The sequence below is a fragment of the Caballeronia sp. LZ065 genome, from assembly GCF_031450975.1.
GTDB lineage: Bacteria > Pseudomonadota > Gammaproteobacteria > Burkholderiales > Burkholderiaceae > Caballeronia.
In genome coordinates this window covers 1,015,697-1,042,043 of record NZ_JARUXV010000004.1, presented here as the reverse complement: position 1 = coordinate 1,042,043, position 26,347 = coordinate 1,015,697, and the positions used below count along the sequence as shown (strand labels likewise).

General features: G+C 65.8%; 25 protein-coding genes. 7 read left to right on the top strand and 18 right to left on the bottom strand.

Going from position 1 to position 26,347, the window contains the following annotated elements; genetic code table 11:
- The 9 genes from QCE63_RS31320 to QCE63_RS31280 all read right to left on the bottom strand — a co-directional run.
- Positions 1–557 (bottom strand): FAD-dependent oxidoreductase (locus tag QCE63_RS31320; RefSeq protein WP_309838482.1); only part of this gene is annotated, 557 nt, incomplete at its 3' end.
- Between the two features lie 32 nt (positions 558–589).
- Positions 590–1,993 (bottom strand): MmgE/PrpD family protein, encoded by a 1,404-nt coding sequence (locus tag QCE63_RS31315; RefSeq protein WP_309838480.1) that lies wholly within the window; start codon positions 1,991–1,993, stop codon positions 590–592.
- Positions 1,990–3,060 carry an iron-sulfur cluster-binding domain-containing protein gene (locus QCE63_RS31310; protein ID WP_309838479.1) on the bottom strand — a complete coding sequence of 357 codons (1,071 nt, stop codon included), beginning with the start codon at positions 3,058–3,060 and terminating at the stop codon, positions 1,990–1,992. The genes QCE63_RS31315 and QCE63_RS31310 overlap by 4 nt, the downstream gene beginning before the upstream one ends.
- Positions 3,053–4,306, bottom strand: coding sequence for an aromatic ring-hydroxylating dioxygenase subunit alpha (locus QCE63_RS31305; RefSeq protein ID WP_309838478.1), 1,254 nt, complete (start codon positions 4,304–4,306; stop codon positions 3,053–3,055). Before QCE63_RS31305 ends, QCE63_RS31310 begins: the two co-directional genes overlap by 8 nt.
- 85 nt (positions 4,307–4,391) lie before the next feature.
- Positions 4,392–5,255, bottom strand: coding sequence for a nitrilase-related carbon-nitrogen hydrolase (locus tag QCE63_RS31300; protein ID WP_309838477.1), 864 nt, complete (start codon positions 5,253–5,255; stop codon positions 4,392–4,394).
- 21 nt (positions 5,256–5,276) lie between these two features.
- Positions 5,277–6,200, bottom strand: a complete 924-nt coding sequence (locus QCE63_RS31295) for a glycine betaine ABC transporter substrate-binding protein (RefSeq protein ID WP_309838476.1) — start codon at positions 6,198–6,200, stop codon at positions 5,277–5,279.
- Between the two features lie 23 nt (positions 6,201–6,223).
- Positions 6,224–6,940, bottom strand: coding sequence for an ABC transporter permease (locus QCE63_RS31290; protein ID WP_309838475.1), 717 nt, complete (start codon positions 6,938–6,940; stop codon positions 6,224–6,226).
- Complete coding sequence (locus tag QCE63_RS31285) at positions 6,937–8,124, bottom strand: ABC transporter ATP-binding protein (RefSeq protein ID WP_309838473.1); 1,188 nt, start codon at positions 8,122–8,124, stop codon at positions 6,937–6,939. The genes QCE63_RS31290 and QCE63_RS31285 overlap by 4 nt, the downstream gene beginning before the upstream one ends.
- Positions 8,121–8,864 (bottom strand): ABC transporter permease, encoded by a 744-nt coding sequence (locus QCE63_RS31280; protein ID WP_404986073.1) that lies wholly within the window; start codon positions 8,862–8,864, stop codon positions 8,121–8,123. Before QCE63_RS31280 ends, QCE63_RS31285 begins: the two co-directional genes overlap by 4 nt.
- Before the next feature lie 256 nt (positions 8,865–9,120).
- Here QCE63_RS31280 and QCE63_RS31275 point away from each other — a divergent pair, with 256 nt between their 5' ends.
- Entirely contained in the window at positions 9,121–10,107 is a 987-nt protein-coding gene (locus QCE63_RS31275) for a LysR family transcriptional regulator (RefSeq protein WP_309838471.1), read from the top strand.
- A gap of 31 nt (positions 10,108–10,138) precedes the next feature.
- On the opposite strand, the gene QCE63_RS31270 is transcribed toward QCE63_RS31275, so the two are convergent.
- Positions 10,139–10,525 (bottom strand): hypothetical protein, encoded by a 387-nt coding sequence (locus QCE63_RS31270; RefSeq protein WP_309838469.1) that lies wholly within the window; start codon positions 10,523–10,525, stop codon positions 10,139–10,141.
- Positions 10,526–10,569: 44 nt separating this feature from the next.
- Entirely contained in the window at positions 10,570–10,773 is a 204-nt protein-coding gene (locus QCE63_RS31265; protein WP_309821213.1) for a cold-shock protein, read from the bottom strand.
- Between the two features lie 409 nt (positions 10,774–11,182).
- Between QCE63_RS31265 and QCE63_RS31260 the strand changes: the two genes are divergently transcribed.
- On the top strand, positions 11,183–12,469 hold the full coding sequence (locus QCE63_RS31260) for a diguanylate cyclase (RefSeq protein ID WP_309838467.1): 1,287 nt from the start codon (positions 11,183–11,185) through the stop codon (positions 12,467–12,469).
- Positions 12,470–12,482: 13 nt separating this feature from the next.
- Here the strand turns inward: QCE63_RS31260 and QCE63_RS31255 are convergent, their stop codons facing one another.
- From QCE63_RS31255 to QCE63_RS31245, 3 genes are read right to left on the bottom strand one after another with little or no spacing between them, the layout of a single operon-like run.
- Complete coding sequence (locus tag QCE63_RS31255; RefSeq protein WP_309838464.1) at positions 12,483–13,073, bottom strand: dimethylsulfoniopropionate lyase; 591 nt, start codon at positions 13,071–13,073, stop codon at positions 12,483–12,485.
- Positions 13,074–13,077: 4 nt separating this feature from the next.
- The gene (locus QCE63_RS31250) at positions 13,078–14,262 is read right to left on the bottom strand and encodes a Xaa-Pro peptidase family protein (RefSeq protein WP_309838463.1); all 1,185 of its coding nucleotides are present in this window, start codon (positions 14,260–14,262) and stop codon (positions 13,078–13,080) included.
- Positions 14,263–14,307: 45 nt separating this feature from the next.
- Complete coding sequence (locus tag QCE63_RS31245; protein WP_309838461.1) at positions 14,308–15,438, bottom strand: hybrid-cluster NAD(P)-dependent oxidoreductase; 1,131 nt, start codon at positions 15,436–15,438, stop codon at positions 14,308–14,310.
- A 309-nt stretch (positions 15,439–15,747) separates the two neighbouring features.
- Here QCE63_RS31245 and ilvD point away from each other — a divergent pair, with 309 nt between their 5' ends.
- Complete coding sequence (ilvD, locus tag QCE63_RS31240) at positions 15,748–17,607, top strand: dihydroxy-acid dehydratase (protein ID WP_309838459.1); 1,860 nt, start codon at positions 15,748–15,750, stop codon at positions 17,605–17,607.
- Between the two features lie 160 nt (positions 17,608–17,767).
- Positions 17,768–19,582, top strand: a complete 1,815-nt coding sequence (locus tag QCE63_RS31235; RefSeq protein ID WP_309838458.1) for an ATP-dependent DNA helicase RecQ — start codon at positions 17,768–17,770, stop codon at positions 19,580–19,582.
- 9 nt (positions 19,583–19,591) lie between these two features.
- Here QCE63_RS31235 and QCE63_RS31230 read toward each other — a convergent pair whose 3' ends face one another.
- Complete coding sequence (locus tag QCE63_RS31230; protein WP_309838456.1) at positions 19,592–20,371, bottom strand: GntR family transcriptional regulator; 780 nt, start codon at positions 20,369–20,371, stop codon at positions 19,592–19,594.
- A 178-nt stretch (positions 20,372–20,549) separates the two neighbouring features.
- On the opposite strand from QCE63_RS31230, the gene QCE63_RS31225 reads away from it, so the two are divergent.
- Positions 20,550–21,182 (top strand): alpha/beta hydrolase, encoded by a 633-nt coding sequence (locus QCE63_RS31225; RefSeq protein WP_309838455.1) that lies wholly within the window; start codon positions 20,550–20,552, stop codon positions 21,180–21,182.
- Between the two features lie 90 nt (positions 21,183–21,272).
- Positions 21,273–22,283 carry a sulfate ABC transporter substrate-binding protein gene (locus QCE63_RS31220; RefSeq protein WP_309838454.1) on the top strand — a complete coding sequence of 337 codons (1,011 nt, stop codon included), beginning with the start codon at positions 21,273–21,275 and terminating at the stop codon, positions 22,281–22,283.
- Positions 22,284–22,299: 16 nt separating this feature from the next.
- Here the strand turns inward: QCE63_RS31220 and QCE63_RS31215 are convergent, their stop codons facing one another.
- Together QCE63_RS31215 and QCE63_RS31210 are read right to left on the bottom strand one after the other, a co-directional pair.
- Positions 22,300–22,716, bottom strand: a complete 417-nt coding sequence (locus QCE63_RS31215) for a VOC family protein (protein ID WP_309838452.1) — start codon at positions 22,714–22,716, stop codon at positions 22,300–22,302.
- The gene (locus QCE63_RS31210) at positions 22,713–23,219 is read right to left on the bottom strand and encodes an AraC family transcriptional regulator (RefSeq protein ID WP_309838450.1); all 507 of its coding nucleotides are present in this window, start codon (positions 23,217–23,219) and stop codon (positions 22,713–22,715) included. Before QCE63_RS31210 ends, QCE63_RS31215 begins: the two co-directional genes overlap by 4 nt.
- A gap of 166 nt (positions 23,220–23,385) precedes the next feature.
- Here QCE63_RS31210 and QCE63_RS31205 point away from each other — a divergent pair, with 166 nt between their 5' ends.
- Positions 23,386–24,705: a chloride channel protein gene (locus QCE63_RS31205; protein ID WP_309838448.1), complete on the top strand. Its 1,320-nt coding sequence runs from the start codon at positions 23,386–23,388 to the stop codon at positions 24,703–24,705.
- On the opposite strand, the gene QCE63_RS31200 is transcribed toward QCE63_RS31205, so the two are convergent.
- Positions 24,702–26,276, bottom strand: coding sequence for a methyl-accepting chemotaxis protein (locus QCE63_RS31200; RefSeq protein ID WP_309838446.1), 1,575 nt, complete (start codon positions 26,274–26,276; stop codon positions 24,702–24,704). The genes QCE63_RS31205 and QCE63_RS31200 overlap by 4 nt on opposite strands.
- Between the last annotated feature and the right edge of the window lie 71 nt (positions 26,277–26,347).

The window sequence follows — 26,347 nt, the reverse complement described above, 5'->3', positions numbered from 1 at the left end:
ACGGCGCGGCGCGCATCGAGTGCGCCGTAGAGCACGGCGAGCCGCCATGCGGCGCTCGCGCCCATCACGCCGGGCCGCTGCCAGCCGTCGAAGGCGAGGCCCATGTCGCGCCGTCCGGACGCGACGATCACCTGTTTGAAACTCATCAGCCACGCATGCGACGCATCGGCGAGACCGGCGGCGTGCGTGTCCATCCATGCGCGCGCCGGACCGTGCGGAAAGAGCCCCCAGACCGCCGTGCCGAGCCTGACGTCGACGCCCGCATCGAGCGCGTCGCCGAGTTCGGGACGCGCCTCCAGCATCGCTTCGAGCATCGCGTTGGCATTGCCCGCCGACGCGTTCATGCGGCCGCCGAAATGCAGCGGCACGTCCTCGCCCATGGTTTCCAGCGGCACGGGATTTTCATCGACGAGCGTCACGCTGATGCCGCGCCCCGCCGCTTCGAGCGCGGCCGCAATGCCGGCAGGACCCGCGCCGACGATAAGCAGATCGGTCGCTTCGCCGACCGGCGGCGCCTTGCCCGCGACGCTGGCGGGATCATGGAACGGCGTGTGCATGGCTTCTTTTTCCACTGTGTCGGTTCGATGGTTCAGGAGGTGACGGCCTGGCGGTCGCAGGCGCGTGCATCAGTTTCTTCGATGGCGGGCGGCGCATTCAGCACGAGCTCGCACAAACGGGCGGCGCTCGCGTCGGGTTCGGCGAGCGCATCGACGGCGGCTTCGAGTTCGCTCGCGAAACGTGCGCCGAAACGCGCGCCCGTCAGGCTGCGGTATTTGTCGCGTTCGGCACCGGGCGTCAGCGGGCGTGCAGGGTCGCCGCCTGCTTGCATTGGACCGGAATCGAGGCGGCGTCCGTCGCGCAGCTCAACGCTCACGCGCGCCCAGCGCTCGGCGGGAAAGGCCGCGTTGAAGTCCGCGTGTTCGCGCGTGACGAGACGCGGCAGCAGCGCGCGCGCGGCGGGATCGACGAGACCCGCATCGCCGATGGTGTCCGCATCCACGCGCCCGTGCAGCAGCGCGGCGGCCACCGGGAACAGCACGCCGTATTGCGCTTCCTCGGTCGTGCGCGGCGCGTCGGACCATAGGCGCGCGGCTTGATGGAAAGTCTCGATCTCCACGCGCACGATGTCCACTGCATCGAAACCGGCCTGTGCGCGCACTGCTAGCGCCGCCGCAATCGAAGCGTGCGCCCAGCGGCACACCGGATACGGCTTCACATACTGTTCGAGGATCAGCCAGCGTTCGCCGAGATCGGCCCAGACGGCGGGCGCATCGCGTTCGACGGTCGTGGCCGGCGCGCCCGTGAAACCGCGCGACGCGAGCAAGGCCGCGCTGATGCCCGCGAGCGCGCCCCAGCACGAGCCGTCCTTCAGCATGGTCGGATGATCGATACAGCGCATCATGTCCGAGCGCGGCCCGTGATACTCCGCGATGCCGAGCGCATGCCGCGTCGTCGGCAGGTCGAAGCCGAGTGCGCGGCTCGCGATGGCCGCTGCCGCGAGCGCATTCCACGCGCCCGACGTGTGATATTCGCGGCTCGTCGCGTGCAGCGCGATACCCGCGCGCGTGCCGAGCTCATAGCCGAGCACCGTCTGCACGATGAACTCGCGGCCGCTCATGGCGGGCGCGCGTTCGGTCATCGCGAGCAGTGCGGGCAGCACCGTGACGCCAGCGTGGCCCTTGGTGAGGGCGTGGCCGTCGTGGCCGTCGAAACTGTCGATGGTCGCCGCGCCCGCGAAAGCCGCGCCCGCCGCGCTGGCAATGCGCCCGTCGAACAGCATGCGCGCCGGACTATGGCCGGCGGCGAAGCAGTCGAGCGCATGTTCGCGCGCAATCGACGACATGCGCGTGCTCGTGCCCGCCGCCGCGATGCCGAAGAGATCGAGCAAGCGGCGCTGCGCGTCGCGCACCACCGTATCGGGAAGCATGTCGAAACTCAACGCGTGTGTGAAGCGGCTGGCGTCGTCTTGCAAAGGTGCGTCGTGGTGTGTCATCTGAGGGCGATCTCGATGTCGGTGGAAGGGCGGCTGGAGCACGCGAGAATCCAGCCTTGCGATTCCTCGGCGGCGGACAAACCGCCCGCATGCTGCATCGAGACTTCGCCGGAGATGCGGCGGACCTTGCAGGTGCCGCACATGCCGCTCGCGCAGCCGCAGGGAATCACGACTTGCTGACGCGTCGCCGCGACGAGCAGCGTCTCACCCGCGCGTACTTCGAAATGCTTGCCGCCGAAGGTGGCGCGATGGATCACGCCAGGCACTTCATCGGGCGTTGGTGTCGCCGGATCGACCGGCGCCGGCCCGAAATGCTCGATATGAAACGCCGCGCGTCGTGCCCCTTCGGCCGCATGAATCTGGCGGATGCCCTGCATGAAGCCCGCCGGGCCGCAGCAGTACACGGTGCGGCGGCCGAAGTCTGGCGTCATCGCCCAGAGCGTGCCGCGCGTGATGCGTCCGCGCAGGCCGAACCAGCCCGGCGCAGGTGCGCTGAGCCAGACGCTGATCCGCAGGTTCGGCATGCGCGCTTGCAATGCGGCGAGTTCGGCGGCGAAGAGGATGTCGTCGGCGTGACGCACACTGTGCAGCCACGCGACGTCCGCATCCGGCCGGCTGTGTGCGAGCGTGCGCAGCATCGACATCAGCGGCGCGGCGCCCGATCCCGCCGACACCAGCGCGAGCGGCTCCGGATTCGCCACGTCGAGCGTGAAGCGGCCGAGCGGATAGCGCGCCTCGATTCGCAGGCCCGGCACGCAGTGTTCGTGCAGCCAGCGCGTCACGATGCCGTCGCGCTGCGCCTTGATGGTCAGTTCGATCACGCCGCGCCCGAGCGGCGACGACGACGCAATCGAGAAGGTCCGGTCGTGCCGCTCGCCGTCGATATCGAGCGTCAGCAACATGGCTTGCCCCGGCGCATAGCGGCGCGCGCCGTCGGCATGGTGATCGCGCAGAAAAAAGGTCCGCACGCCCGGCGCTTCATCACGCACGCCGATGCATTCGAGCGTGCGCGTGGCGGCTTCATCGAATGCATTCACGGTGTCGGGATCGATCAGCACGTCAGCCATTCGACACCTTCAGTTCAATCGAACGATGCGGATGCGAACCGTCCAGATAGCTTGCGAGCTTGTTCGCGTACCAGTGGGTGAAGTTGCGCAGCATGAATTCCGACGGCGCATACGGTCCCGGCGTGTAGCCGATCGAGCCGACGCCCAGTTGATTGTTCGCCGCAAGCCGCGCGTCCTGCGTATTGGTGGCGTTCCACACGGAGGTCAGCGTATCGACGTCGTAATCGACGCCTTCCACCGCGTCTTCATGCACGAGCCAGGTCGTGCGCAGCACCGTGCGCGACGCCGACAGCGGCAGGATCCGGAAGTGGATGATGTGATCGGCGAGGAAGTGATTCCAGTTGTTCGGCACGCGGAACATGCGTACCGAGCCGAGATCGGGCTCGGTGAGATCGCCGAGCAGCTTGGCGCAGGCCGGCGAGCCATCCGGCGTGAACGACACCGCGCCGCGATGAAACGGCAGGCGGATGCAGCGGAAAGCGTCGCCGCCATCGGCCGGCAGATGCGGCAGGCCATGACGTTCCCACTTGGCGGCCTGCGTGTCCATCAGCAAACGGAAGTCGCGCGAGCCGGCGGGATCGTCGGGCAGTGCGAATTCGACCAGCGTCGCGAGCAGTTCCGGATGATTACCCGCGCAGTGATAGCACTCGCGATTGTTCTCGATGACGAGCTTCCAGTTCGCGTCCTCGATCATCGTCGAGACGGCGGCCACCTTCGTGCGCCACGGCTGATGCGGCGCGATGTAAGGCGTCACCGCCTCGCGAAAGCGCGTGAGGTCCGGCGGCGTATCGGCGAGGCAGAGGTAGACCATCCCGCACACGATCCCGACATGCACCGGACGCAGCCCGTACGCCTCGCGCTCGAAGTCCGCGGGCATCTGCCGCGCATGCAGCAGCGAACCGTCGAGTTCGTAGACCCACTGGTGATAGGCGCAGGTCAGGCGGTGCGCATGGCCCTTTTCGTCGAGGCAGATGCGCGAGCCGCGATGACGGCAGGTATTGAAGAAGGCGCGAATCTCGCCGTCCCGGTCGCGCAGGACGATGACCGAGGTCGCGCCGATTTCGAGTGTCAGGTAATCGCCCGGTTCACGCAGTTCGCAGCTATTGCAGGCGAAGAGCCATTCGTTGTTGAAGACGGCGTCGATATCGAGTTGATGAAACGCGTCGTCGGTGTAGAACGGTTGCGGCAGCGAGAAATTGTCACGGCGTTGCGCGAGGGCGTCGCGCACGCGTGTCGGGTCGATCATCGTCGTGTTCTCCGTGCGAACGATCAGTTAGACCGATTGTCTGCCGCTGATTTGGCGCATGCCGACAGCCACACGACCTACCCGATCACGAAACCGACACGATGTCGTTTTCATCGTTTCCGGAAGCGTGGCGGGACAGAGCCGCGTCGATGGCGCGGGCATCGCGGATCGTCGGCAGGTCGAAGCGCGCGTTGCGGACCGCGCGGTAGTCGAGGTCGGCGATCACCAGTTCCTCGTGCGCCGTCTCGCTCTGCGCGAGGATCTCGCCGCGCGGGCCGACGATGCGCGAGCCGCCCCAGAAATGCAGCGCGCCTTCGCGTCCGACGCGATTGGCGAACACGATCGGCAGGCCATAGACGAGTGCATGGGCGCGCAATACGGTGTCCCAGCCGCGCGGGTTGTCGAACTCGGTGCCCACGGCTTCCACCGCCGAACTCACCGGCGCAGCGCACAGCGTGGCGCCGTCGCGCGCCAGCCGATGCATCAGCGCGGGACTCCACAAGTCCGCGCAGATCGGCGTTGCAATACGCCAGCGCGGATCGTCCGGTAACGTGAATTGATCGAGGCGCTCGCCGTGTCCGTAGTATTTGCCGTCATCGAGCTTGCCATAGGTCGCGAGCGCAATCTTGCGATGTACCTGCACCACGCGTCCCGCATGCAGCGTCGCGACGCTGTTGTAGAACAGCGCGCCCGGCGCTTCCTCGATAAAGCCAACCACCGCCGACACCTCCGCGCAACAATGCGCGAGTTCGAGCAAGGCTTCATCATCGCGGGTGAGGGCGAGCTTCAGCGCGTGCTCGCCCGCGCCGTGTCCCGCCAGCGACAATTCGGGAAACACCAGCAGCCGCACCCCGCTTTCCGTAGCCTGTCCAATCACCCGCCGATGCACGGCGAGATTCGTCGCGAGATCGCCGGGAACCGTCTCGATCTGCGCGGCCGCGACACGCAAGGCTGGCTGCGCCCGCATGGATCAGAGCAGGCCGGCGGACTTGAGGAACGCGCCGGAGACGTCGCTGAGCGACTTCTTCTGCACGTCGACTTCGGCGTTGAGACGGGCCATGGTCGCGTCGTCGAGCTTGGCGGACAGCGCGTTCAGGATGCCCGCCAGGTTCGGATTGGCGTCGAGCGTCGCCTTGCGCACGACCGGCGTCAATGCATAGGCAGGGAAGAAATTCTTGTCGTCACGCAGCACGATGAAGTTGAACGCGGGCACGCGGCCATCGGTCGTGAAGACCAGCGCGGTATCGACCTGACGATCCTTCAGCGCCTGATACGTGAGTCCCGAATCCATCCGCTTGATCTGCGCCGGGCCGAAGTGGAAGCCATACTCCTTCTCCAGCGGACGCAGGCCGTCGGGACGCGCGTAGAACTCGGAGTTGCACGCGAAGGTGAGTTCCTTGCCGCTGTTCAGCACCTTCGCGAGGTCGCTGAGCGTGGCGATGCCGAGCTTCTGCGCGACATCGCGGTTCATCGCGAGGCCATACGTGTCGTTCGCCTTCGACGGGTCGAGCCACACGAGGCCCTTCTGCGCATCGAGTTCCTTCACGCGCGCGTAGGTTTGCTGCGGATCGAGCTTGTCGGTCACCTTGTTGTAGGTGATGAGCGACGTGCCGGTGTATTCCCAGTACACGTCCACCTGTCCGTTCTCCTGCGCCTGACGCAGCACCGTGCTGCCCATGCCGTCCTTCTTCACGACGTCGAAGCCCTTGGCCTTCAGCAGTTCCGTGGTCATCTCCGCGAGCAGCACTTGCTCGGTAAAGTTCTTACCGCCCACCGTGATGGTCGATGCGGCCTGCACCGCCTGACTCGCGCCCAAGGCGCTGAATGCGAGCGTGAACAGGGATGCGCCGAGCAGGCGCGACCACGACATGCGTGACAACAGCGGCTTGAACATGAGCTTCGGTTCCGGGAGAAGGATCAACGTTGTGGACTGACGCCGCGCGGCACGAGAAAGTGCTGCAACTGCGCGACGAACAGGTCGGTGGCGACCGCGAGGAGGGCGGTCGGGATGGCGCCGGCAAGCAACATCGTGAAATCGTTCAGGTCGATGCCGGTGAAGATGAGTTCGCCCAGTCCGCCGCCGCCGACGAGAAACGCCAGCGGCGCGGTGCCGACCGTGATCGCCAGCGCGGTGCGCACGCCGGCGAGAATCACGAACATCGCGTTGGGCAGTTCAACCTTGCGCAGGATCATCCATTGCGTCATGCCAATGCCGTTGGCCGCCTCGATCAGCGCGGGCGGCACGGCGCGGATGCCTTCGTAGGTGTTCATCGCGATGGGCAGCAGCGTGGCGAGCCACAGCGCGAGAATGGCGGGCTTCGCGCCGATGCCGAGCACGCTCATGGCGAGCGCGAGGATCGCGAGTTTTGGCACTGCCTGCCCGGCGTTCAGCGTGAACATGACGAAATGCGCGGCGCGGCCGTTCTCTGGACGGCTCAGCCAGATGCCGGCAGGCACGGCCACGAGAATGGCCGCGACGCCCGCGATCAGCACCATCAGCATCTGCTGTCCGGCCTGATAGACGATGTCCGCGCGATACTGGTCGATCGATGCCAGCCAGTTGTCCGCATGGGCCGAGGCGCTGACGCATGCGATGAGCAGCGCACAGGCGAGGCGGACGCCGCGCGGCTTCATCGCACGACTCCGGCGGCGAGCGCGGCTTCGTCCGCGGGCGGCGCGACGGCAACCTGCGGCGACGCTTCGCCCGAAGCGCAGGCTGCGCGCGCCATCAAGGCAATGCGCTCGTGCGTCACGTAGCCGATGAAGCAACCCTCGGCATCCACGGCCGGCAGCCACGTCACGCCGTGCGCGAGCAGCATCGACATGACGGAGCGCAGGTCGTCCGTCGCGCGCAACACGGCGGGCAGCGGACGTACCCGGGCGGCCTCCAGCGTCGCGCCTGCCGCGGCGAGCTCCAACGGTCCGACATGGCCCACCGGCTGATTCTGCGCGTCGAGCACGACCAACGTGTCGGCCAGGTGATCGCGCAGGAGCGCACGTGCATCCGCGTTCGCGTACCCCAGCCGCGCGACGCGTGCCGGTTCCAGCGCGGCATCGGCGGCGCGCATCAGGCGCAGGCGCTTCAGCGCCCGGTCCGTGCCGACGAAATCCGCGACGAACGCACTCGCCGGACGCGCCAGCAACTCGTCGGGACTGGCCATCTGCTCGATCTTGCCGTCCCGAAAGATGGCGACCTTGTCGCCCATCTTCATGGCTTCGTCGATGTCGTGGCTCACGAACATCACGGTCTTGCGCAGGCTTTTCTGGATATGCCGGAACTCGTCCTGGATCGACGTGCGGTTGATCGGATCGATCGCGCCGAACGGCTCGTCCATCAGCATCACCGGCGGATCGGCGGCGAGCGCCCGGGCCACGCCGACGCGCTGCTGCTGCCCGCCCGACAAATCGCGCGGATAGCACGGCATGAAGGTGGCGGGATCGAGCGAGACCATCGCCAGCAGCTGTTCCGTGCGCTCGCGGATGCGTGTCTTGGTCCAGCCGAGCATCTCAGGCACGAGCGCGATGTTGTCCGCCACCGTCATGTTCGGGAACAGGCCCACCTGCTGGATCGCATAGCCGATGCGCCGCCGCAGTTCGACGATATCGAAGCCCGCCGTATCCACGCCGCCGATCAGGATACGGCCCGAAGTCGGCTGCACGAGCCGGTTGACCATCTTGAGCGTGGTGGTCTTGCCGCAGCCGGACGGTCCGAGCAGCACGCACAGTTCGCCTTCCTCGACGGTCATCGAAATATCGTCGACGACCGCTTTGTCGCCGCGTGAAGCGAAGCGCTTGGTCAGGTTTCGAAGCTCGATCATCGTCCCTCCGCCGGAGTGGCAGGCGTGTGTGCAAGAGGCGCCGCGAGCGGCGGACGGGCCGTGGCGCGGCGCCACAGGAAGCGCGCCCGGCGCGGCCGCATGCCTTCCGGCGTGAGCCGCCATTGCAGCGCGGCCAGGCCGAGATCGGCGAGGATGGCGAGCAGCGCGACGATCAGCGCGCCCGCCACCAGTTGCCGCGGGTCCGACTGCGAGATGCCGCGGCTGATGAGCCGCCCAAGTCCGCCCGCGCCGATGTAAGTCGCGATCGCCGCGATGCCGATGTTCATCACCACCGCCATGCGCACGCCGGCCATGATGATCGGCACGGCAATCGGCATTTCGACGCGGCGCAGCCGTTGCCACGAGGTCATGCCCATGCCTTGCGCGGCTTCGCGCAGCGCGGGATCGAGGTTGCGGATGGCCGCATAGGTGTTGCGCAGGATGGGCAACTGCGAATAGAGAAACAGCGCGATGGCCGCCGGCAGGAAACCAATGCCCTGGCCGATCAGCGACAGCACCGGGATCAGCAGGCCGAACAGCGCGATGGACGGAATGGTCATCAGCATGGCGGCCGTATAGAGCACGACGCGGGCGAGCCGCTCGTTGAGCGTGATGACGATGCCGAGCGTGACGCCCGTCACGATCGCGCAGCCGACGCCGGCCAGCACGATCAGCACGTGATCGACCAGCATATGGCCGATCGATGCCGCATTACTCCAGATGAAAACCAGCGTATCCAATGCGGCCTCCGTGCACCCGATGCGAGTGTGGATCGAATGTAACGGGCCAATAACGCCTGAAGCAACACAAACTCGACATCAACTGTCACTAAACCGACCGGGGCTGTGCAGGTGCATCAAAGCTTGGGCGGGCGTCGAACCTGCGCGCAGTGATTTTGCATAAGGCAAACTGATGGTCGTTGCCACGCTGGTGCGATGATGCGATGCATCACGCGAGGCGCGGGCAAGATGAGCGGCAAGTATTGACGGAGCCTTGATGAGACGTACCCCAGTCCCCATCGATCTGCGCGCGTTGCAGGCGTTTGTCGCGGTTTGCGAGACCGGTTCGATGACGGCCGCCGCGCGTCGCCTCGGCCTGAGCCAGAGCGCGGTGAGCCAGTCGATTGCCGCGCTGGAGCGCGAGCAGGGCGCCGATCTTTTCGACCGCGACAGCCGTCCGCCGCGTCCGAACCGCGCCGGGCGCGCGCTGCTCGAACTCGCGGGACCGCTGCTGGAGCACGCGCAGACGGTGAGCGCGCGGATCAATGCTGAATCGCTTGCGGGCACGTTGCCGCTGAGGCTCGGTTGCGTCGATTCCTTCGCGGCGACGGTCGGCCCCGAACTGATCCGCGCGATGTCCGGTCCGGCGCGCCAGATCGCACTATGGTCGGGCCTGACGCCCGGTCTGGCGGCGCAGATGCACGCGCGCGAAGTGGACATCGTGGTCTGCACGCAGACCCCATTGACCGATGCGCGCATCGTCGAAGTGCCGCTGTTCTCGGAGGCGTTCGTCGCAGTGGTGTCGCGTCGCTGGCTGGAGGAACGTGCGTCCGAACACGAGCAAAGCAGCGCGCCCGACTGGCGCACGCTCGCGGACGAGTTGCCGCTGATCCGCTACACGGCGCGTTCGGTGATCGGCCAGCAGGTGGATCGGTTTGCGCGGCATCTGGGTATCGAAAGCCCGCGCCGCTACGAGTTCGACGCCACCGATCCGCTGCTGAGCCTTGTCAGCGCGAAGCTCGGCTTCGCCATCTCGACGCCGCTGTGTCTGTGGCAGGCGCGGCACTATCTCGACGAAATCGCCGTGTTGCCGCTGCCCGAAGGACGGCTTGCGCGGCGCGAGTTCTTTGTGTTGCATCGGCAGGGAGAGTGGGACAGTTTCGTCGACGAGACTGTCACGCTCACGCGCCGTGTGCTCGATCACCTGATTCGCCCAGCGCTCGTGCGCGCCGTGCCGACGCTGCCGGACGATGCGTTGCGCTGAGTCCAGTGCTTTGCACGTGTTGCCGTGGCCGTCAGCCTCGGGTGTCGATCCAGTCGCGCGCCCAGCGGCGCGAGTACTCGATCGCCTCGGATTCCTTGGAGAAGTAATCCAGCGAGAAGAAGCGATAAGTGGATTCGACCGAATCCGTTTCGGGACGTTCCAGCATGACATTCGCAGAAAACGATGTGTCGTGCAGGCGATGCGTAAAGGCGTGTACCGCATAACCGCGGTATTGATTGAGTTGTGTCATTTTAATTTTAAGAGTGAGTGTTTCCGGCGCAACCAGAGAACACGAGGCGATTCGCGTAATGACGCGATCGAAAGATGGCGGCAACCAGGGCCAGGCCGAATGAGTGTCGCGGAGACGCGAAGGTGAACCGGAGGAGGCCGGAAGCCTTGTCTTGGAGGCTTCCGGCATGCCGCGAACTACAGCGGCAAATCTACAGCGCTACAGCGGCAGATTTACAGCGGCTTGATGTTCGAAGCTTGCATGCCCTTCGGGCCGCGCTTCGTTTCGAAGCTGACCTTCTGGCCTTCGGCCAGCGTCTTGAAACCGTCAGCGCGAATTTCCGAGAAATGCGCGAAAAGGTCATCGCCGCCAGCGTCCGGCGTGATGAAACCGAAACCCTTGGTGTCGTTGAACCACTTGACAATACCGGTGTCCATGAAAATCCTGAATTTGAATAAATTGAAAAGAGAGTGCTCGAGTGAGCGGGTGAAGCATCAAGGAGGGAATGGACAACGAATACCGCAAGAGGCAACGGACTATTGATGAACAGCAATCGACTTCTTGTACTCCGACGAGCATTATGCCAAATCCCCAGTGAATTGGTCAACAATTTTCGAACGAATGTCCGTAGGCCTTGCCGGACGAAGCACGGTTCTTGCGCGTCGTCTCGGCTGAGAGGCAAGCCGTTCGAGTGCGACTGAATAGCGGCCTGCCATGCCGATCATCATCGATTCAGGCTCAAGGCTCATGACGCCGCGCCGATAACCATGGGCGATGTAACGCCCGCAACAGCGTTACGTGCTTTTTGCTTTCGGTACCGTAAGGCGGTGCCGCCCAGGTGAGACTATGTCCGGTTTGCCCAACACAATTCAGGAGCCCGCAGACGGCGTGACGATCTGCGTAGCGGTCATTGCGCGTGATGCGCGCGGCGCCCTCGTCATCAACGCTTGCAATGACGCGTTCCTCGCGATGGCGGGCGTAGCGCATGCGGAGCCGCTTTCCTTTCCCTTCGCGTTCGACACGCTGATTCCAGGTGACGGATGGTCCGCATTGCGCGAGACACTACGGGCGAGCTTTGCGACAGGCCAGATGCAGGAACTGGAGCATCCCGCGACACGCGGCGCGAATGAACCGCTCTGGCGCCTCACGCTCAAGCCGCTCGGCGGCGCGGGCGCGAAGGAGATTCTGCTGACGGGCTTCGTCAATCCACCGAAGCGCGATCTGACCCATGAACTCGAAGTCAGCGACTCGCGTTTTCGAGCGGTGGTGGATTCGGCCTACGACGCCATCGTCACGATTGACGAGCAGCACAACATCACGTTGTTCAATCGCGCGGCTGAAAATCTGTTTGGCTACCGCTCGGACGAAGTGCTCGGCCGACGCATCGAGACGCTACTGCCCGAACGCTTTCGCGCGAACCATTCGCGCAACGTCAAACAGTTCGCCGACTCCGACAAGCTGAACCTGCGCTCGATCACCCCGCCGCGCATGGACGAAAGCAATAGCGTGTACGGACTGCATCGCGACGGAAGGATCATTCCGGTGGAGATTGCTATCTCCAAGATCAAGGTGGATGGCGTGATCGAATTCACGGCGGTGATCCGCGACATCACCGAGCGCGCGCAACTGATGGAATTGCTCAGGAAGCAGGCCGCGACCGATGTGTTGACCGGCTTGCCGAACCGTCGCGAGTTCCTGGATTTCGTCGAGAAGGTGCTGGGCACGGATCAGGTGCTGTCCGTGTTCATTCTCGACATCGATTACTTCAAGAAGATCAACGACAGCCACGGCCACGATATCGGCGACGAAGTACTATGCGTGCTGGCGCAGGCTGGCATGTCGATTCCGCATGCATCGAAGGTGTTCGCGCGCTGGGGCGGCGAGGAGTTCGTCGCGGCGCTGCCGGGCGCGGATGCACGGCTTGCGTGTCAGATCGCGGATGCGCTGCGCCGGCGTTTCGAGCAGCAGGACTTCGAGCATGCGTGGCGCGTGAAGCCCATTCCGTTCACGGTGAGCATCGGCGTGGTGACGCGCGAGCCGGGCGAATCGGACGTCGATGCGTTGATGCGGCGCGCCGACCGCGCGCTGTATCAGGCGAAAGAGCGGGGGCGCAACCGCGTCGAGGTGGGATAGCGAGGCGTACGGCTTACGGCAACAGACACCAGATTGCGATGAACGGATCGCGGCCGGAGCGCATCGCATGGCGGCTGCCCGGAAGGTTATGAATGCCGCCGCCGATGCCGGGATTGAACCAGTCGCCGTCGCGCTGACGAAACTCGCCGGCACTCAACAGCACATAGGCTTCTTCCGGCGGATGCGAGTGATCGGGATAGCGGACCTCGGGCGCCATGACGGAGAAGCCGAGCCGCACGTCATGACGGCTCTCGGCGCCGCCCGTTCCGCAGATCATGCCGTGCACGTGACCTTCGATGTAATTGTCGCTGCCGTTCTCACCCGAAGACCGGCGCGACCAGCCCAGTGCGGGTTCCAGCGCCTTGAGCGCGCGCGCGGCCGCGCCGATGTCCGTGTCTTCGCCGAGGCGCGGTGCGAGCGCGGCATCGAACCATGCGCAGGCGGGGTAGCGGTCTACATGCCGCGCGCCGTCGTCGGACGGCGTGCGCAATTTTTCAAACACCTTTGACGCAACCACGCGTCCGCCTTCGGGAAGCTGCGTGGACTGGAAAAGGCGTTCCGCGATGACAAGGAAGGTCGATACGGTGTCCAGGCGTTTCGTCATGATGTTATAGCCAGTCGGTTTCGAAAGGGCAGGCCGTGAGCGGCTCGCAGCCATGCTCTGTCAGGACCACCTGTTGTTCGAGCTTGACGCCCTGCGTGCCGCCATCGGCGCCGATATAGCTCTCGACACACACCGTCATGCCCGGCTCGAAATGGCCATCATAGCCGGCGCTGTCCCAATCGACCTGATGCGCGATGGACGGATATTCATCCACCATGCCGATGCCGTGCGCGAGACAGCAATAGCGGTTCTTGATGAAGCGCTCGGGAATGCGCCACGCCTTCTCCGAGAACTCGCGAAACGTCATGCCGGGCTTCAGCACGTCCATGTTGGTGTGGACTTGCGCGTAGGCCTGTTCGTAGAGCGAGCGCTGTTCGTCGGACGGGCGTCCATCGCCGACAAGCCAGGTGCGCGAGATATCCGAGCAGTAGCCATGCGGACCGACCATGTCGGTATCGAAGGCAAGCAGATCGCCGTTCTTCAGCACGCGCGCCGAGCATTCGTGCATCCATGGATTGGTGCGCTCGCCGGAAGCGAGCAACCGGGTTTCGATCCACTCGCCGCCATGGCGGATGTTCTCGAAATGCAGATGCGCCCACAGTTCATTCTCGGTGATGCCCGGCCGCAACGCTTCCCGCATGCGCTCGATTCCTTTCTCGGCGGTGCGCAAGGATGCGCCGATCAGCACGAGTTCGTCCGGCGACTTGATGAGGCGCGCGCTCTCCATGAGAAGCTGGCCGTCGGATAGCGCGATGCCGTGTTGATCGAGACAAGCGGTGCCGAAGGGATCGAGGCGATCGACGGCAAGCCGCTTCTCGCCGGGCGCATGAGCGTGCAACACATCGACGATCTCCGCGCCCCAGCGCTCGGCGCGGCGTTCGGCTTCATGGCCGGCATTGAAGAAGGTCCAGCTGGTGGCGCCGCGAAATTCCACGTCGAGATCGAGCCCGTCCCATACATGTTCGCTGCTGTGGAACTCCCACGCGACGATGCGGCCGTCCGCGAAAATCATCACGTAGCGCGCGGGATTGCGTCCGCACCACACCTGCATGTTGGAGGTATCCGTCGCATAACGGATGTTCACCGGGTCATACAGCAGCAGCGCGGGCAGCGCCTGCGCGCGCATCTGCTCCAGCACGCGCGCGAGCCGGTAGGCCCGCACGGCGCGCATGTTCGCTTCGACCGCCATGCTGTTCCCCCTCGTAAAAGCGTATTCGTGAATGGCGGCGCAGCGTCAGAGTTCGAGCGTCAGGTCGGAGGTCGGCCGGCTGCAGCACAGCAGCCGGAAGCCCTTCTGGATCTCGCGCTCGCGAATGCCGCCGTTGTGTTTCATATCGACCGTGCCGTCCAGCAGCTTCGTCTTGCAGGTGCCGCATACGCCCTGGCTGCACGACGACGGAATCGCCACGCCCGCCTTGCGCGCCGCCGCCAGCACGGTCTCGGACGGGTTCATCGTGAAACTCTTCGACGAGCGGGACAGCTTCACCGTGAAGCTTGCCTGTGCAATGGACGGCGCTTCGTCCGCCGGTTCCGGCGCGACACCCGCGCCGAGGTCGAAGCTTTCCTGGTGATAGTGCGCCGGGTCGTGCCCGCCTTCGCGCAGCAGGTCGCGCACGGCGTTCATATAGCCGGCGGGACCGCAGGTGAAGACCTCGCGCTCGGCGTAGTCAGGCGCACACTCGGACAGCAAGCGCAGACTCAGCCGGCCGATGGGCCCGCTCCAGTCCGCTTCGTCGCCGCTGCTCTCGCACACGAAGAACGTCCGCAGGCGCGACGACAGGGCGGCAAGGCGTCGCAGTTCTTCGCGGAAGACGATGTCGGCCGGGGTTCGCGCGCTGTGGATGAAGATCACGTCGCGATCGAGTCCGAGGTCGAGGGCGGCGCGGGTCATCGACATCAAGGGCGTCACGCCGGACCCGGCGGACAGATAGAGCGACTTGGCCGACGCAGCGGCCGTCGCGGTGAAGCTTCCGGACGGCCCGTAGGCGCGCAGCGCATGGCCCGGCTTCAGCGTGTCGTGCAGCCAGTTCGAAACGATCCCGCCCGGCACGCGCTTCACCGTGATCGACACGAGCCAGGGGCGCGTCGGCGGCGAGGAAATCGTGTAGCAGCGCTCCACCGGCGTGCCTGCGACATTGGCCCGGATAGTCAGGAACTGGCCCGGTTCGAAGCGAACGGGCGCGCCGTCGCCGATGCGGAATTCGAAGCTCCTGACGTCGTGGGTCTCGTCGATGACGCGGCAGCACGTCAGCGTGCGCTGCTCGCTGCTGGCCCACGGCTCGCCACCGCGCTCCCAGGTGCCGGAACTCGAAAAACCGCTGTCGGCGTCCGGCGCGGGGGCGAGGCTTCTCTCAGGCATGTTCATGGCGTCGGTTCGGTGGGAGCGCCATGTCTGGCGCGCTTTGCGGGGCGGCGCGGGGCCGGGAGGAGCTGGCATCGAGTATCGATTTGCGTCCGGACAGCGTCAATGCGCTTTAATTTCGCGCTCTCATTACCTGAGGTTATGCGTCCGCGTGAGCGGCTCAGGGCCGCTCCGCGCCGCTGTGGGATAATTCAGCCTTTGCTCAAAAGCGGCGCCCAAAAGGCCTGCCGCTGGCCGTTCAGGCAAGGGCAAGGGGCCTTTATCCTCGTGGCCCGCTTTCATTTTCGCGACAATTTTCCGAAGCCACCCACGATGCCCACTTACCGTTCCAAAACCTCCACCGCCGGCCGCAACATGGCGGGGGCGCGCTCGCTGTGGCGCGCCACCGGCATGAAAGACGAAGACTTCTCGAAGCCGATCATCGCGGTGGTCAATTCGTTCACCCAGTTCGTGCCCGGCCACGTGCACCTGAAGGATCTGGGACAGCTGGTCGCGCGCGAGATCGAGGCCGCGGGCGGCGTGGCCAAGGAATTCAACACCATCGCGGTCGATGACGGCATCGCCATGGGTCACGACGGCATGCTGTACTCGCTGCCGAGCCGCGAGATCATTGCGGATTCGGTGGAATACATGGTCAACGCGCATTGCGCCGACGCCATGGTGTGCATCTCCAATTGCGACAAGATCACCCCGGGCATGCTGATGGCCGCCATGCGCCTCAACATTCCGGTGATCTTCGTGTCCGGCGGCCCGATGGAAGCCGGCAAGACGCGCCTCGCGAATCCCGTCACGAAGGCCATGGAGTTCAAGAAACTCGATCTGGTCGACGCGATGGTGATCGCGGCGGACCAGACGTACTCGGACGCCGAAGTGGCCGAAGTGGAACGCTCCGCGTGCCCGACGTGCGGCTCGTGTTCGGGCATGTTCACAGCCAATTCGATGAACTGCCTGACCGAAGCGCTCGGCCTCTCGCTGCCCGGCAACGGCACCGTGGTCGCGACGCATGCCGACCGCGAACAGCTGTTCAAGCGCGCGGGCCGCGAGATCGTCGGGCTGGCGCAGCGTTACTACGAACAGGAAGAAATGCGTCTGCTGCCGCGTTCCGTGGGCTTCAAGGCGTTCGAAAACGCGATGACGCTCGACATCGCGATGGGCGGTTCCACCAACACCATCCTGCACTTGCTGGCGATTGCGCGCGAAGCCGAGATCGACTTCACGATGGAAGACATCGACCGTCTGTCGCGCACGGTGCCGCAGCTGTGCAAGGTCGCGCCGAACACGAACAAGTACCACATCGAGGACGTGCATCGCGCGGGCGGCATCATGGCGATCCTGGGCGAACTGGAACGCGCGGGCAAGCTGCACACGGACGTGCCGACCGTGCACGCGCCTACCCTTGGCGACGCCCTCGCGCAGTGGGACATCAAGCGCACCGAAGACGAAGCCGTGAAGACCTTCTACATGGCGGGTCCGGCCGGCATTCCGACGCAGGTGGCGTTCAGCCAGAACACGCGCTGGCCGAGCCTCGACAGCGACCGCGCGGAAGGCTGCATCCGCTCGTACGAGCACGCGTTCTCGAAGGAAGGCGGTCTGGCGGTGCTGACGGGCAACATCGCGCTGGATGGCTGCGTGGTGAAGACCGCGGGCGTCGATGAAAGCATCCTGGTGTTCGAAGGCAGCGCGCACGTCACGGAATCGCAGGACGAGGCGGTCGAGAACATCCTGAACGACAAGGTCAAGGCGGGCGATATCGTGATCGTGCGCTACGAGGGCCCGAAGGGCGGCCCGGGCATGCAGGAAATGCTCTACCCGACGAGCTATATCAAGTCGAAAGGACTGGGCAAGTCCTGCGCGCTGCTGACGGACGGCCGTTTCTCGGGCGGCACGTCGGGGCTGTCGATCGGCCATTGTTCGCCGGAAGCGGCAGCGGGCGGCGCGATCGGCCTGGTGCGCGACGGCGACCGCATTCGCATCGACATTCCGAATCGCCGTATCGACGTGCTGCTCTCCGACGAGGAACTCGCGCAACGCCGCGAGGAGCAGAACGCGAAGGGCTGGAAGCCGGCGAAGCCGCGTCCGCGCAAGGTATCGGGGGCGCTGAAGGCGTATGCGAAGTTCGTGATGTCGGCGGACAAGGGCGCGGTGCGCGATCTTTCATTGCTCGACGACTGATTGCGTTTCTTCGCGTTCAAGCGCACAAGCCGCTCCTTCGGGAGCGGTTTTTTTTCGCCTGCTGCGGCGGCGATGCGGTTCGGCCTGCCGCAAGGTATGGTGTTTGCTCGAAGCCCTGCGCGCTGGCCGCACCTGGCGGACGGGCATATAAGCCGCACACATGAACGACCCGCACGCCCACAAAGCACGCAGCGCACGAAAGCGCAAACCGCTCGACGACGAACTCGAAAGCGCATTGCGTCGCGTCTTCGGCTTTCCGAACCTGCGGCCGGGCCAGGACGAGGTGATCCGCAGCGTGCTCGACGGACACGACACGCTCGCCGTGATGCCCACCGGCGCGGGCAAGTCGCTGTGCTATCAGCTTCCCGCACTCCAGTTCGACGGCATGACGGTGATCGTCTCGCCGCTCATCTCGCTGATGCGCGATCAGGCGTCGAAGCTCGCGGACGCCGGCATCGCCGCCGCCGTGCTCAACAGCACACTGACGGCGGCCGAAGCGCGCGAGGCCATGGAAGCCGTCGCCGGGCACGCGGTGCGCATGCTCTTCGTCACGCCCGAGCGGCTTTCCAACGCCGACTTCACCGGCGAACTCGCCGCGCCCGGCATGCCGGCGATTGCGCTCGTCGTGATCGACGAAGCGCATTGCATCTCGCAGTGGGGCCACGATTTCCGCCCGGCCTATGTCGAACTCGTGCATGCGATCAAGACGCTCGGCCACCCGCCCGTGCTCGCACTCACCGCGACCGCGACGCCGGCCGTCATCGAGGACATCGTGCGCGAGCTGGCCATGCGGCGCGCTCGCGTGATTCATACCGGCGTCTATCGCGACAACCTGCACTTCAGCGTCGAACAGCTGACCAATCCGGAAGACAAGCGGCGGCGCGCGATCGAATGCGTGCGTGAGGCGCAGGGCAGCGGCATCGTCTATTGCGCGACCATCGCTGAATGCGAGGCGCTGCATGCCGCGCTCGTCGAGGCCGGTGTCGAGGCGGGGCGCTATCACGGGAAGCTGTCGTCGGCGGAACGCTCGGCGTCGCAGGATGCGTTCATGGAGGACCGCGTGCGCGTGATGGTCGCGACCAACGCGTTCGGCATGGGCATCGACAAGCCCGACATCCGCTTCGTGATCCATGCGCAGATGCCGGGCAGCCTCGATGCCTACTATCAGGAAGCCGGCCGCGCTGGCCGCGATGAACAGCCCGCGCGCTGCACGCTGCTGTTCGAAATGAAGGACCGGCACGTGCAGCAGTTCTTCATGAGCGGCCGCTATCCGAGCCGGGAGACCATCGCGCGCGTGGCGCTGAAGGTGCGGGAGTTGGCGCAGGAAAGCGGCAGCGGGACGCTGGAAAAGCCGCTTGCACGACTGCGTGAAGCGCTGCCGGACATCGGCGCAAACAAGCTGCGGGTCGCGGCGGCGCTGCTCGGCGATATCGGCATGACGCGGCGCACGCGGCGCGGCGGCCTGAAACTGAACGACGAACACTTCGACGAATCCCGTCTCGATGCCGCTGCGGAGGAATACACGGCGCGCTCGGCGCGCGATCGCGCCGTGCTCGAACGCATGATTGGCTATGCGCAGGGCGCGCAATGCCGCTGGCGCACGCTGCTCGATTACTTCGCGGCAGACATCGAGGCGACGCGGACAGCAGCGCCTCGGCACGCGGGCGAGATCCGCTATCGCAAGCCCGAGGACGAACTCGGCGGAGAGCGCTGCGGCACCTGCGACAACTGCCTGCATCCGCCGCAAGTGAGCGAAAGTTCGCGCGAACAGCGTGAACAGGAACGCGCCGATCAGAGCGAGTCGTTGCGTCCGGAAGCAGCGCGCTTCAAGGAGGGCGAGCGCGTGCGCGTGCGCCGCTATGGCGAGGGCGTGGTCGAGATGATCAGCGGCAAGCAGGTGGCAGTGCGCTTCGCGGATGACGCAGTGCGTACTTTCATCGGCGAGTATGTGAAGCGCGCCCGCAAGGCGTCCTGACGCACGGTTTCAGCGGGCTGTGCTCGCCAGGCGCTCGCGGTCGATGCGCAGCCGGTACTGAAACGTGTCGCCGCGAAAATAGAGATATTCGAAATCGACCGGCGTGCCGTCCGCGCCGTGCGTCAGCCGCTCGATGCGCAACAGCGGCGCGCCTTTCTTCACATCGAGCGATTGCGCGATCTCAACCGGCGCGGCGATGGCGTCGATGGCGAGATCCGCGCTGCCGAGCGGCACGGCGCAGTCGTTCTCCAGGATCAGGAAGATGTCGCGCGTCACGAGGTCCGCGCGCGCGAGCGGTCGCGCGAAGTGTTCGGGAAGAAAGCTGATCTCGTAGGACACCGGCGCGCGATTCAACAACCTCACGCGATGAATCTCCGCCACCGGACTGCCCGGCGCAAGACCGAGCCGGGCAGCGACTTCGTCGGGCGCCGGCGCGATGTCGAAGCGCAGCACGCGGTTGAGGATGTCATGGCCGCCTTCCGACATTGCCTCGGCAAAGCCCTGCAGCGACGTCACGTTCTGAAATGCACGCGGCTGGGAGACAAACGAGCCCTTGCCGTGCACCTTGAAGATCAAGCCTTCTTTTTGCAGATCGCCAAGCGCCTGGCGGATGGTGATGCGGCTCACGTCGAACATCGCCTGGAGCTCGCTTTCCGACGGCATGCGGCTGTGCGGCGCATAGCGTCCGTCGAGAATCCCCGCGCGCAGCGTGTCCTTGATCTGCGCATACAGCGGCACCGGCGAGTCCGGGAAAACGGCGGGGAGAGCGGCGGATCGGCGGGTCGGCATAGAGGTGGCGGGGCAGATGGCGGGCGCTCGCAGGCGTCCGGACGCGGCGTGCAGCGATTATAGCGGCGCCTGCCGCCCGCCCCGCGAGCCATAAAGAAATGACGAAATATTGGTTAGCCGTCGCGGTGCGCTCGCTGAGAATGAAGCCTGATCGATTCGGGTCGCAGCGAGGATGAACATGAGCGAACGCAGCGCGGGTGGGGCACGGAAAGCGGAATCGTCGGGGGCGGGCGTCACGCTCGTCACGGTGCCGGGTCTGTACGGCAGCGAGGACGCGCACTGGCAGAGCTGGCTCGAAGGCGAGGTGGCGTCGGCGCGGCGCGTCGAGCAGCGCAACTGGGATCTGCCGCATCTCGATACCTGGAGCGACGCGGTACGCGACGAACTGGCGGACATCGACGGTCCGGTGGTCATCGCGGCGCATAGCTTCGGCTGCCTTGCCACCGCGCATGCGCTTGCCCACTTGAAGCCGGCCGGCGCGCGGGTGCGGGGCGTGCTGTTCGTCGCGCCGGCGAGTCCGGCGAAGTTCCGCTTTGCCGGCGCCTTCAGCGCGCGGCGTCTGGATACGCTATCGCTCGTCGTGGGCAGCGAAACCGACCCGTGGATGCCGCTCGACGAAGCGCGCACCCTGGCGCAGCACTGGAACAGCGCGTTCATCAATCTCGGCGACGCGGGGCACGTGAACACGGCGGCGGGTTTCGGGCCGTGGCCGCTGGCGAAGCATTTCGTCGAGACGCTCGCGCGGCGCGCGCCGTCCGGCGATGGACAAGAACATGAAGACGAGACGGAGCAACAGCGCGCGTACGGATAAGCGCGACTGATCCCGTCGTATAAAAATGGCCGCCTTCGAGCGGCCTTCGTGTGTTGTGCAGTATCGAAACCCTGTCACTGGAGAACAAGAATGGCGGTACACAAGAAGCTGCTGATCGCAGCCGCAGTTGGTGTCACCCTCGGCATGACCGGCGTCGCGCGTGCGGACACGACGCTCCTCAACGTGTCCTATGACGTCACGCGCGAGCTGTACAAGGACATCGATTCCGCGTTCGTCGCGGACTACAAGAAGAAGACCGGCGAAACGGTGTCGGTGCGGCAGTCGCATGGCGCATCGAGCGCGCAGGCGCTCTCGGTGACGCAGGGTCTCCGGGCGGACGTCGTGACGATGAACCAGCCCAACGACATCGACCTGCTTGCCGAACGCGGGCAACTCGTGCCCGCCAACTGGCGCAGCCGTCTGCCCGACGCCAGCGCGCCCTACACCACGACGATGGTGTTCCTGGTTCACAAGGGCAATCCGAAGAACATCAACGACTGGAGCGATCTGGCGCGCAACGGCGTGCAAGTCGTGATCGCCAATCCGAAGACCTCGGGCAACGGCCGCTACACCTATCTCGCGGCGTGGGGCTACAAGAAGCAGCAGGGCGCCACCGACGCGCAGGCGCAGGCCTTCGAAAAAGCCATCTTCAAGAACGTGCCCGTGCTCGACACCGGCGGACGCGGCGCGACGACCACCTTCACGCAGCGCGGCATCGGCGATGTGCTGGTCACCTTCGAGAACGAAGTGGGCCTGATGAGCGCGGGACCGGGCGCGAAGGACTTCGAGGCGGTATATCCGTCGGTGAGCCTGCTGGCTGAGCCGCCGGTGTCGATCGTCGACAAGGTGGTCGACAAGCGCGGCACGCGCAAGCAGGCGCAGGCGTATCTCGACTTCCTGTACACGCCGGCGGCGCAGGAGATCATCGCGCAGCATCATCTGCGTCCGCGCGATCCCGGCGTGCTGGCGAAACATGCGAGCGAGTTCAAGCCGTTGAAGACCTTCACGGTGGAACAGCTGTTCGGCAGCTGGCAAAACGCGCAGAAGATCCACTTCGCCGACGGCGGCACCTTCGATCAGGTCGTCGCCGACAAGAACTGAGCGCGCTGCACGCTGATTACTGCCCGCCGCGCGGCGCCTGGATCATCTTCCAGCCGTTGCCGGCGGGATCGCGAAAACCCGCATCGACGCTGCCGTAGCGCTCCACCGGCTCCTGCGTGAACTCCACGCCGCGCGCCTTGAGCCGGGCGTAAGTCGCGTGGCAATCGGTGACCGCGAGCACGAGCGGCGGCATCGCACCCTTGGCGACCATCGCGCGCAGGGTTTGCGCGGTGGCGTCGTCGTGAATCGGCGGGCCGGGCGCGAACAGGCCCAGTTGAAACGCAGGCTGATCGGGATGCTGCACCGTGAGCCAGCGATAGTCGCCGTTGCGCACGTCCGTATGGACGCGGAATCCGAGCTTGTCGACATAGAAATCCAGCGCCGCGTCCTGATCGTCGACATACACGCCCACCACATTGATACCGTCGCTCATGTTTCCTCCTCGGTTGATGAGCGCACTGTAGACCTGGCTGACCGGCGGCGCTTCTCCAAAACTGCCATCGTCAGATCAGGACGCAATGCGGCCTTCAGGACACAGGCGGGCACCTGCCGCAGCGGACTGTCTTCGGCGCGCAGCGCGGCGCGTACCGCGCCGGGACTGCTGCCGCTGATGTCGCGAAACACGCGGCCGAAGGTGCCAAGGCTTTCCCAGCCGGTGGCGAAGGCGATCTCGGTGATGCTCAGTCCGGTATCGCGCAGCAGGCTGGTGGCCTGCTCGATGCGCCGCGTCAGCAGATAGCGGTGCGGCGGAAGCCCAAACGCGCGCTTGAAGGAACGCGCGAAATGCGCTTCGGAGACGCCGCTCACGGCGGCCAGCCGGGCGACCGGCCAGGCTTCGTGCGAGGCGGCGTCCATGCGATCCTTCGCACGCAACAGGCGGCGCAGCAGGGCGGGGTCTTCGAGCGGAGCGGCGGGCGGCAGCGGACGAGGTGGCATGAATCCGGAACGTCAGGCGAATTTCGTTTAGTGTAGGCGCGAACGCCACCGCGTATGAGCATGAGCATGTATCCGTGCGATTCCGCAAGCACGGCACGCGCGCGAAACGGCGCACGTTCGAATGGCCCCAGGCTGATCCTTCATCCTACTGTTCAAGGCGAACGCGATGCCCACGACGTCGAATCCGGCCGCGAAACTCGTTGTCGTCACGGTGCTCGTCGGCGTGGGGGCGGGCTTGGGCGGCATGTTGCTGGCGTTACTGCTGCATGCGGTCCAGCATATCGCGTTCGGCTACAGCGTCGACGCGCTGCCCGGCAAGGAAAGTTTCCTTCAAGGCATCAGCAGCGCGTCGCCGCAACGGCGCTTCATGGTCCTGACGCTGTGCGGCGTGATCGCGGGCGGCGGCTGGTGGCTTCTGTACCGCTTCGGCAAGCCGCTCGTCAGCGTCGCGGACGCCATCAAGGCGGACGGTCCGCGCATGCCGCCCGCCAGCACCGTCGCCAATTCGCTGTTGCAGATCGTGACCGTCGCGATGGGCTCGCCGCTCGGCCGCGAGGTCGCGCCGCGCGAGATCGGCGCGCTGTGGGCCGGCTGGCTCGCGCACTACGCGAAGCTCACGCCGGCGCAAGCGCGGATCATGGTGGCGTGCGGCGCGGGCGCGGGGCTCGCGGCGGTCTACAACGTGCCGCTCGGCGGCGCGGTGTTCGTGCTGGAAGTGCTGCTCGCCACGTTCGAAGCACGCATCGTCGTCGCCGCGTTGCTGACGTCGGCGATCGGCGCGTTCGTCGCGTGGATCGGTTTGGGCGATGCGCAGACCTATCGTTTGCCGGTCTATTCGCTCGATGCGCAGTTGATCGTCTGGGCCGTCGTCACGAGTCCGCTGTTCGGCGCGGCCGCGCGGCTCTTCGTGAAGTTCACCAAGGCGGCGCGCGCGAACGCGGCGCGCGGCACGTCGCTGCCGGTGTTGTTGATCCTGAACTTCATGCTCGTCGGCGTGCTGGTCATCTATTACCCGCAGCTCGCGGGCAACGGCAAGAGCGCCGCCGGGCTGTCCTTCGAGGACCATCTCGGCTTCGCGCTCGCGGGCGTGCTGCTGGTGCTGAAGGTGATCATCGAGGTGAGTTCGCTGCGTGCGGGCGCGCAAGGCGGCCTGCTGACGCCGAGCCTGACGAACGGCGCGCTGCTCGGCGTGGTGCTCGGCAGCCTCTGGAATATCTTCTGGCCGGGCACGCCGCTCGGCGCGTTCGCGGTGATCGGCGCGGCGGCCTTCCTGGCCTCGGCAATGCAGATGCCCCTGACGGCGCTCGTGCTGACGCTCGAATTCACGAACATCGAGCAGGGCTTCCTGATTCCGTTGGCGCTGGCGATCGCGGGCGCCATGTTGACCTTCCGTGCGCTTGGCGAGAGGCGTCCGGCGTCGGCGGTTGCGCCTGCGGTTGCTCCGGCTCCTGCGCCCGCGCAGGGATTGCACGGGGTGTCGGATTAAGCGTATTGAGGCGTGTTGCGCTCGACCTGAAACACCGACACCGCTTCCCGCAGCGACTCGGCCTGTTCGGCGAGCGACTGGGCGGCCGCCGAAGCCTGTTCGACGAGCGCCGCGTTCTGCTGCGTGACTTCGTCCATCTGCGCGACCGCCACATTGACCTGATCGATGCCCGTGCGCTGCTCGCCGGATGCGGCGGCCACTTCGCTCATGATGGCGGTCACGCGGTTCACGGAAGCCACCAGTCCTTCGATCGCGCTGCCCGCATGTTCGACGAGCGCCGAGCCGCTGGCCACGCGCGTGGTGGAATCGTCGATGAGCGTCTTGATCTCCTTCGCGGCGACGGCGCTGCGCTGGGCCAGCGCGCGCACCTCGCCGGCGACGACCGCGAAGCCGCGTCCCTGATCGCCGGCGCGGGCGGCTTCCACCGCGGCGTTGAGCGCCAGGATGTTGGTCTGGAACGCGATGCCCTCGATCACGCCGATGATGTCCGCCATGTGCGACGAGCCCTGCGCGATGCCGCGCATGGTCGCGACGACCTCGTTGACGTTCGCGCCGCCCTGCGTGGCGTCGCCGCACGCCTGGGTGGCGGCGTGCGTGCCCTGGGCGGCGTTGTCAGCGTTCTTCGCGACGGTGCTCGCCAGTTCCTCCATGCTCGCTGCGGTTTCTTCGAGCGAAGCCGCCTGCGATTCGGTGCGCCGCGACAGATCCACGGTGCCCTGTGCGATCTCGCGCGCCGCGCCGGCAATCGTCACGCTCGACGACTGGATGCCGAGCACGATGGCATTGAGGCGTGCGCGCATGCTTTCGAGCGAGACCATCAGGCTGTCGGGATGACGATGCGCGGTGGCGACCGGCTCGCGCAGATTGCCTTGCGCGATGCGCGCCGCCAGCGCCATGGCCTCGCCCGGCTCGCCGCCGAGCGCACGAGTGAGCGCGCGTGTGATGAGCAGCGCGGCCGCTGCGCCGCTTAGCGTAGCCAGCACGCCGAGCGCGATCATGATGGCTTTGGCACGAGCGTAGGCGGCGTCGGCATCGCGATTGGCGCTCACGTTCTGCTGGTCCTGCAACGCGACCAGCTCTTTCGCGGCGTTCATCCAGTTGCGCTGCACGGGACGCAGTTCGTCGATCAGCACGCGCGTGGCGCCCTGCTGGTCGCGCGCCTCGGCAAGCGCCACCGCTCGCTCGATGACCGGCGCGGCAGCGGCTGCCTGGGTGCGCAACGTGTCGTAGAGCGCGCGTTCGCGGGCTTCGGTCTTGTCATTCTGCGCGAAACGTTTGCCGAGCGCGTCGAAGGCCTCGGCATAGCCTTGCGCCTGCGTGCGGATGCGTTGCTTCTCGGTTTCGATCGCAGCGGTGTCGCTCATCAGCGCGACGTTGCGCAGCGCGATCATGCGGTCGCTGATCGAGAACGTCAGTTCGTGCGCGAGCCGGGCTTCCTCATTGTTCACCTCGACCACTTCGTCGAAGCGCGCCTGGATCTGCGCCATGCTGAAGAGTCCGTAAGCGAGCACGGCAAGCAGCATCGACAGCACGATGCCAAAGCCCAGACTGAGTTTGGTGACGACCTTCATGTTTCGACTTCTCCGTGGACGGGTTGACGCGGATTCGCGCTCGCGAGCAAATCCTATGCTTTCAAACTGTT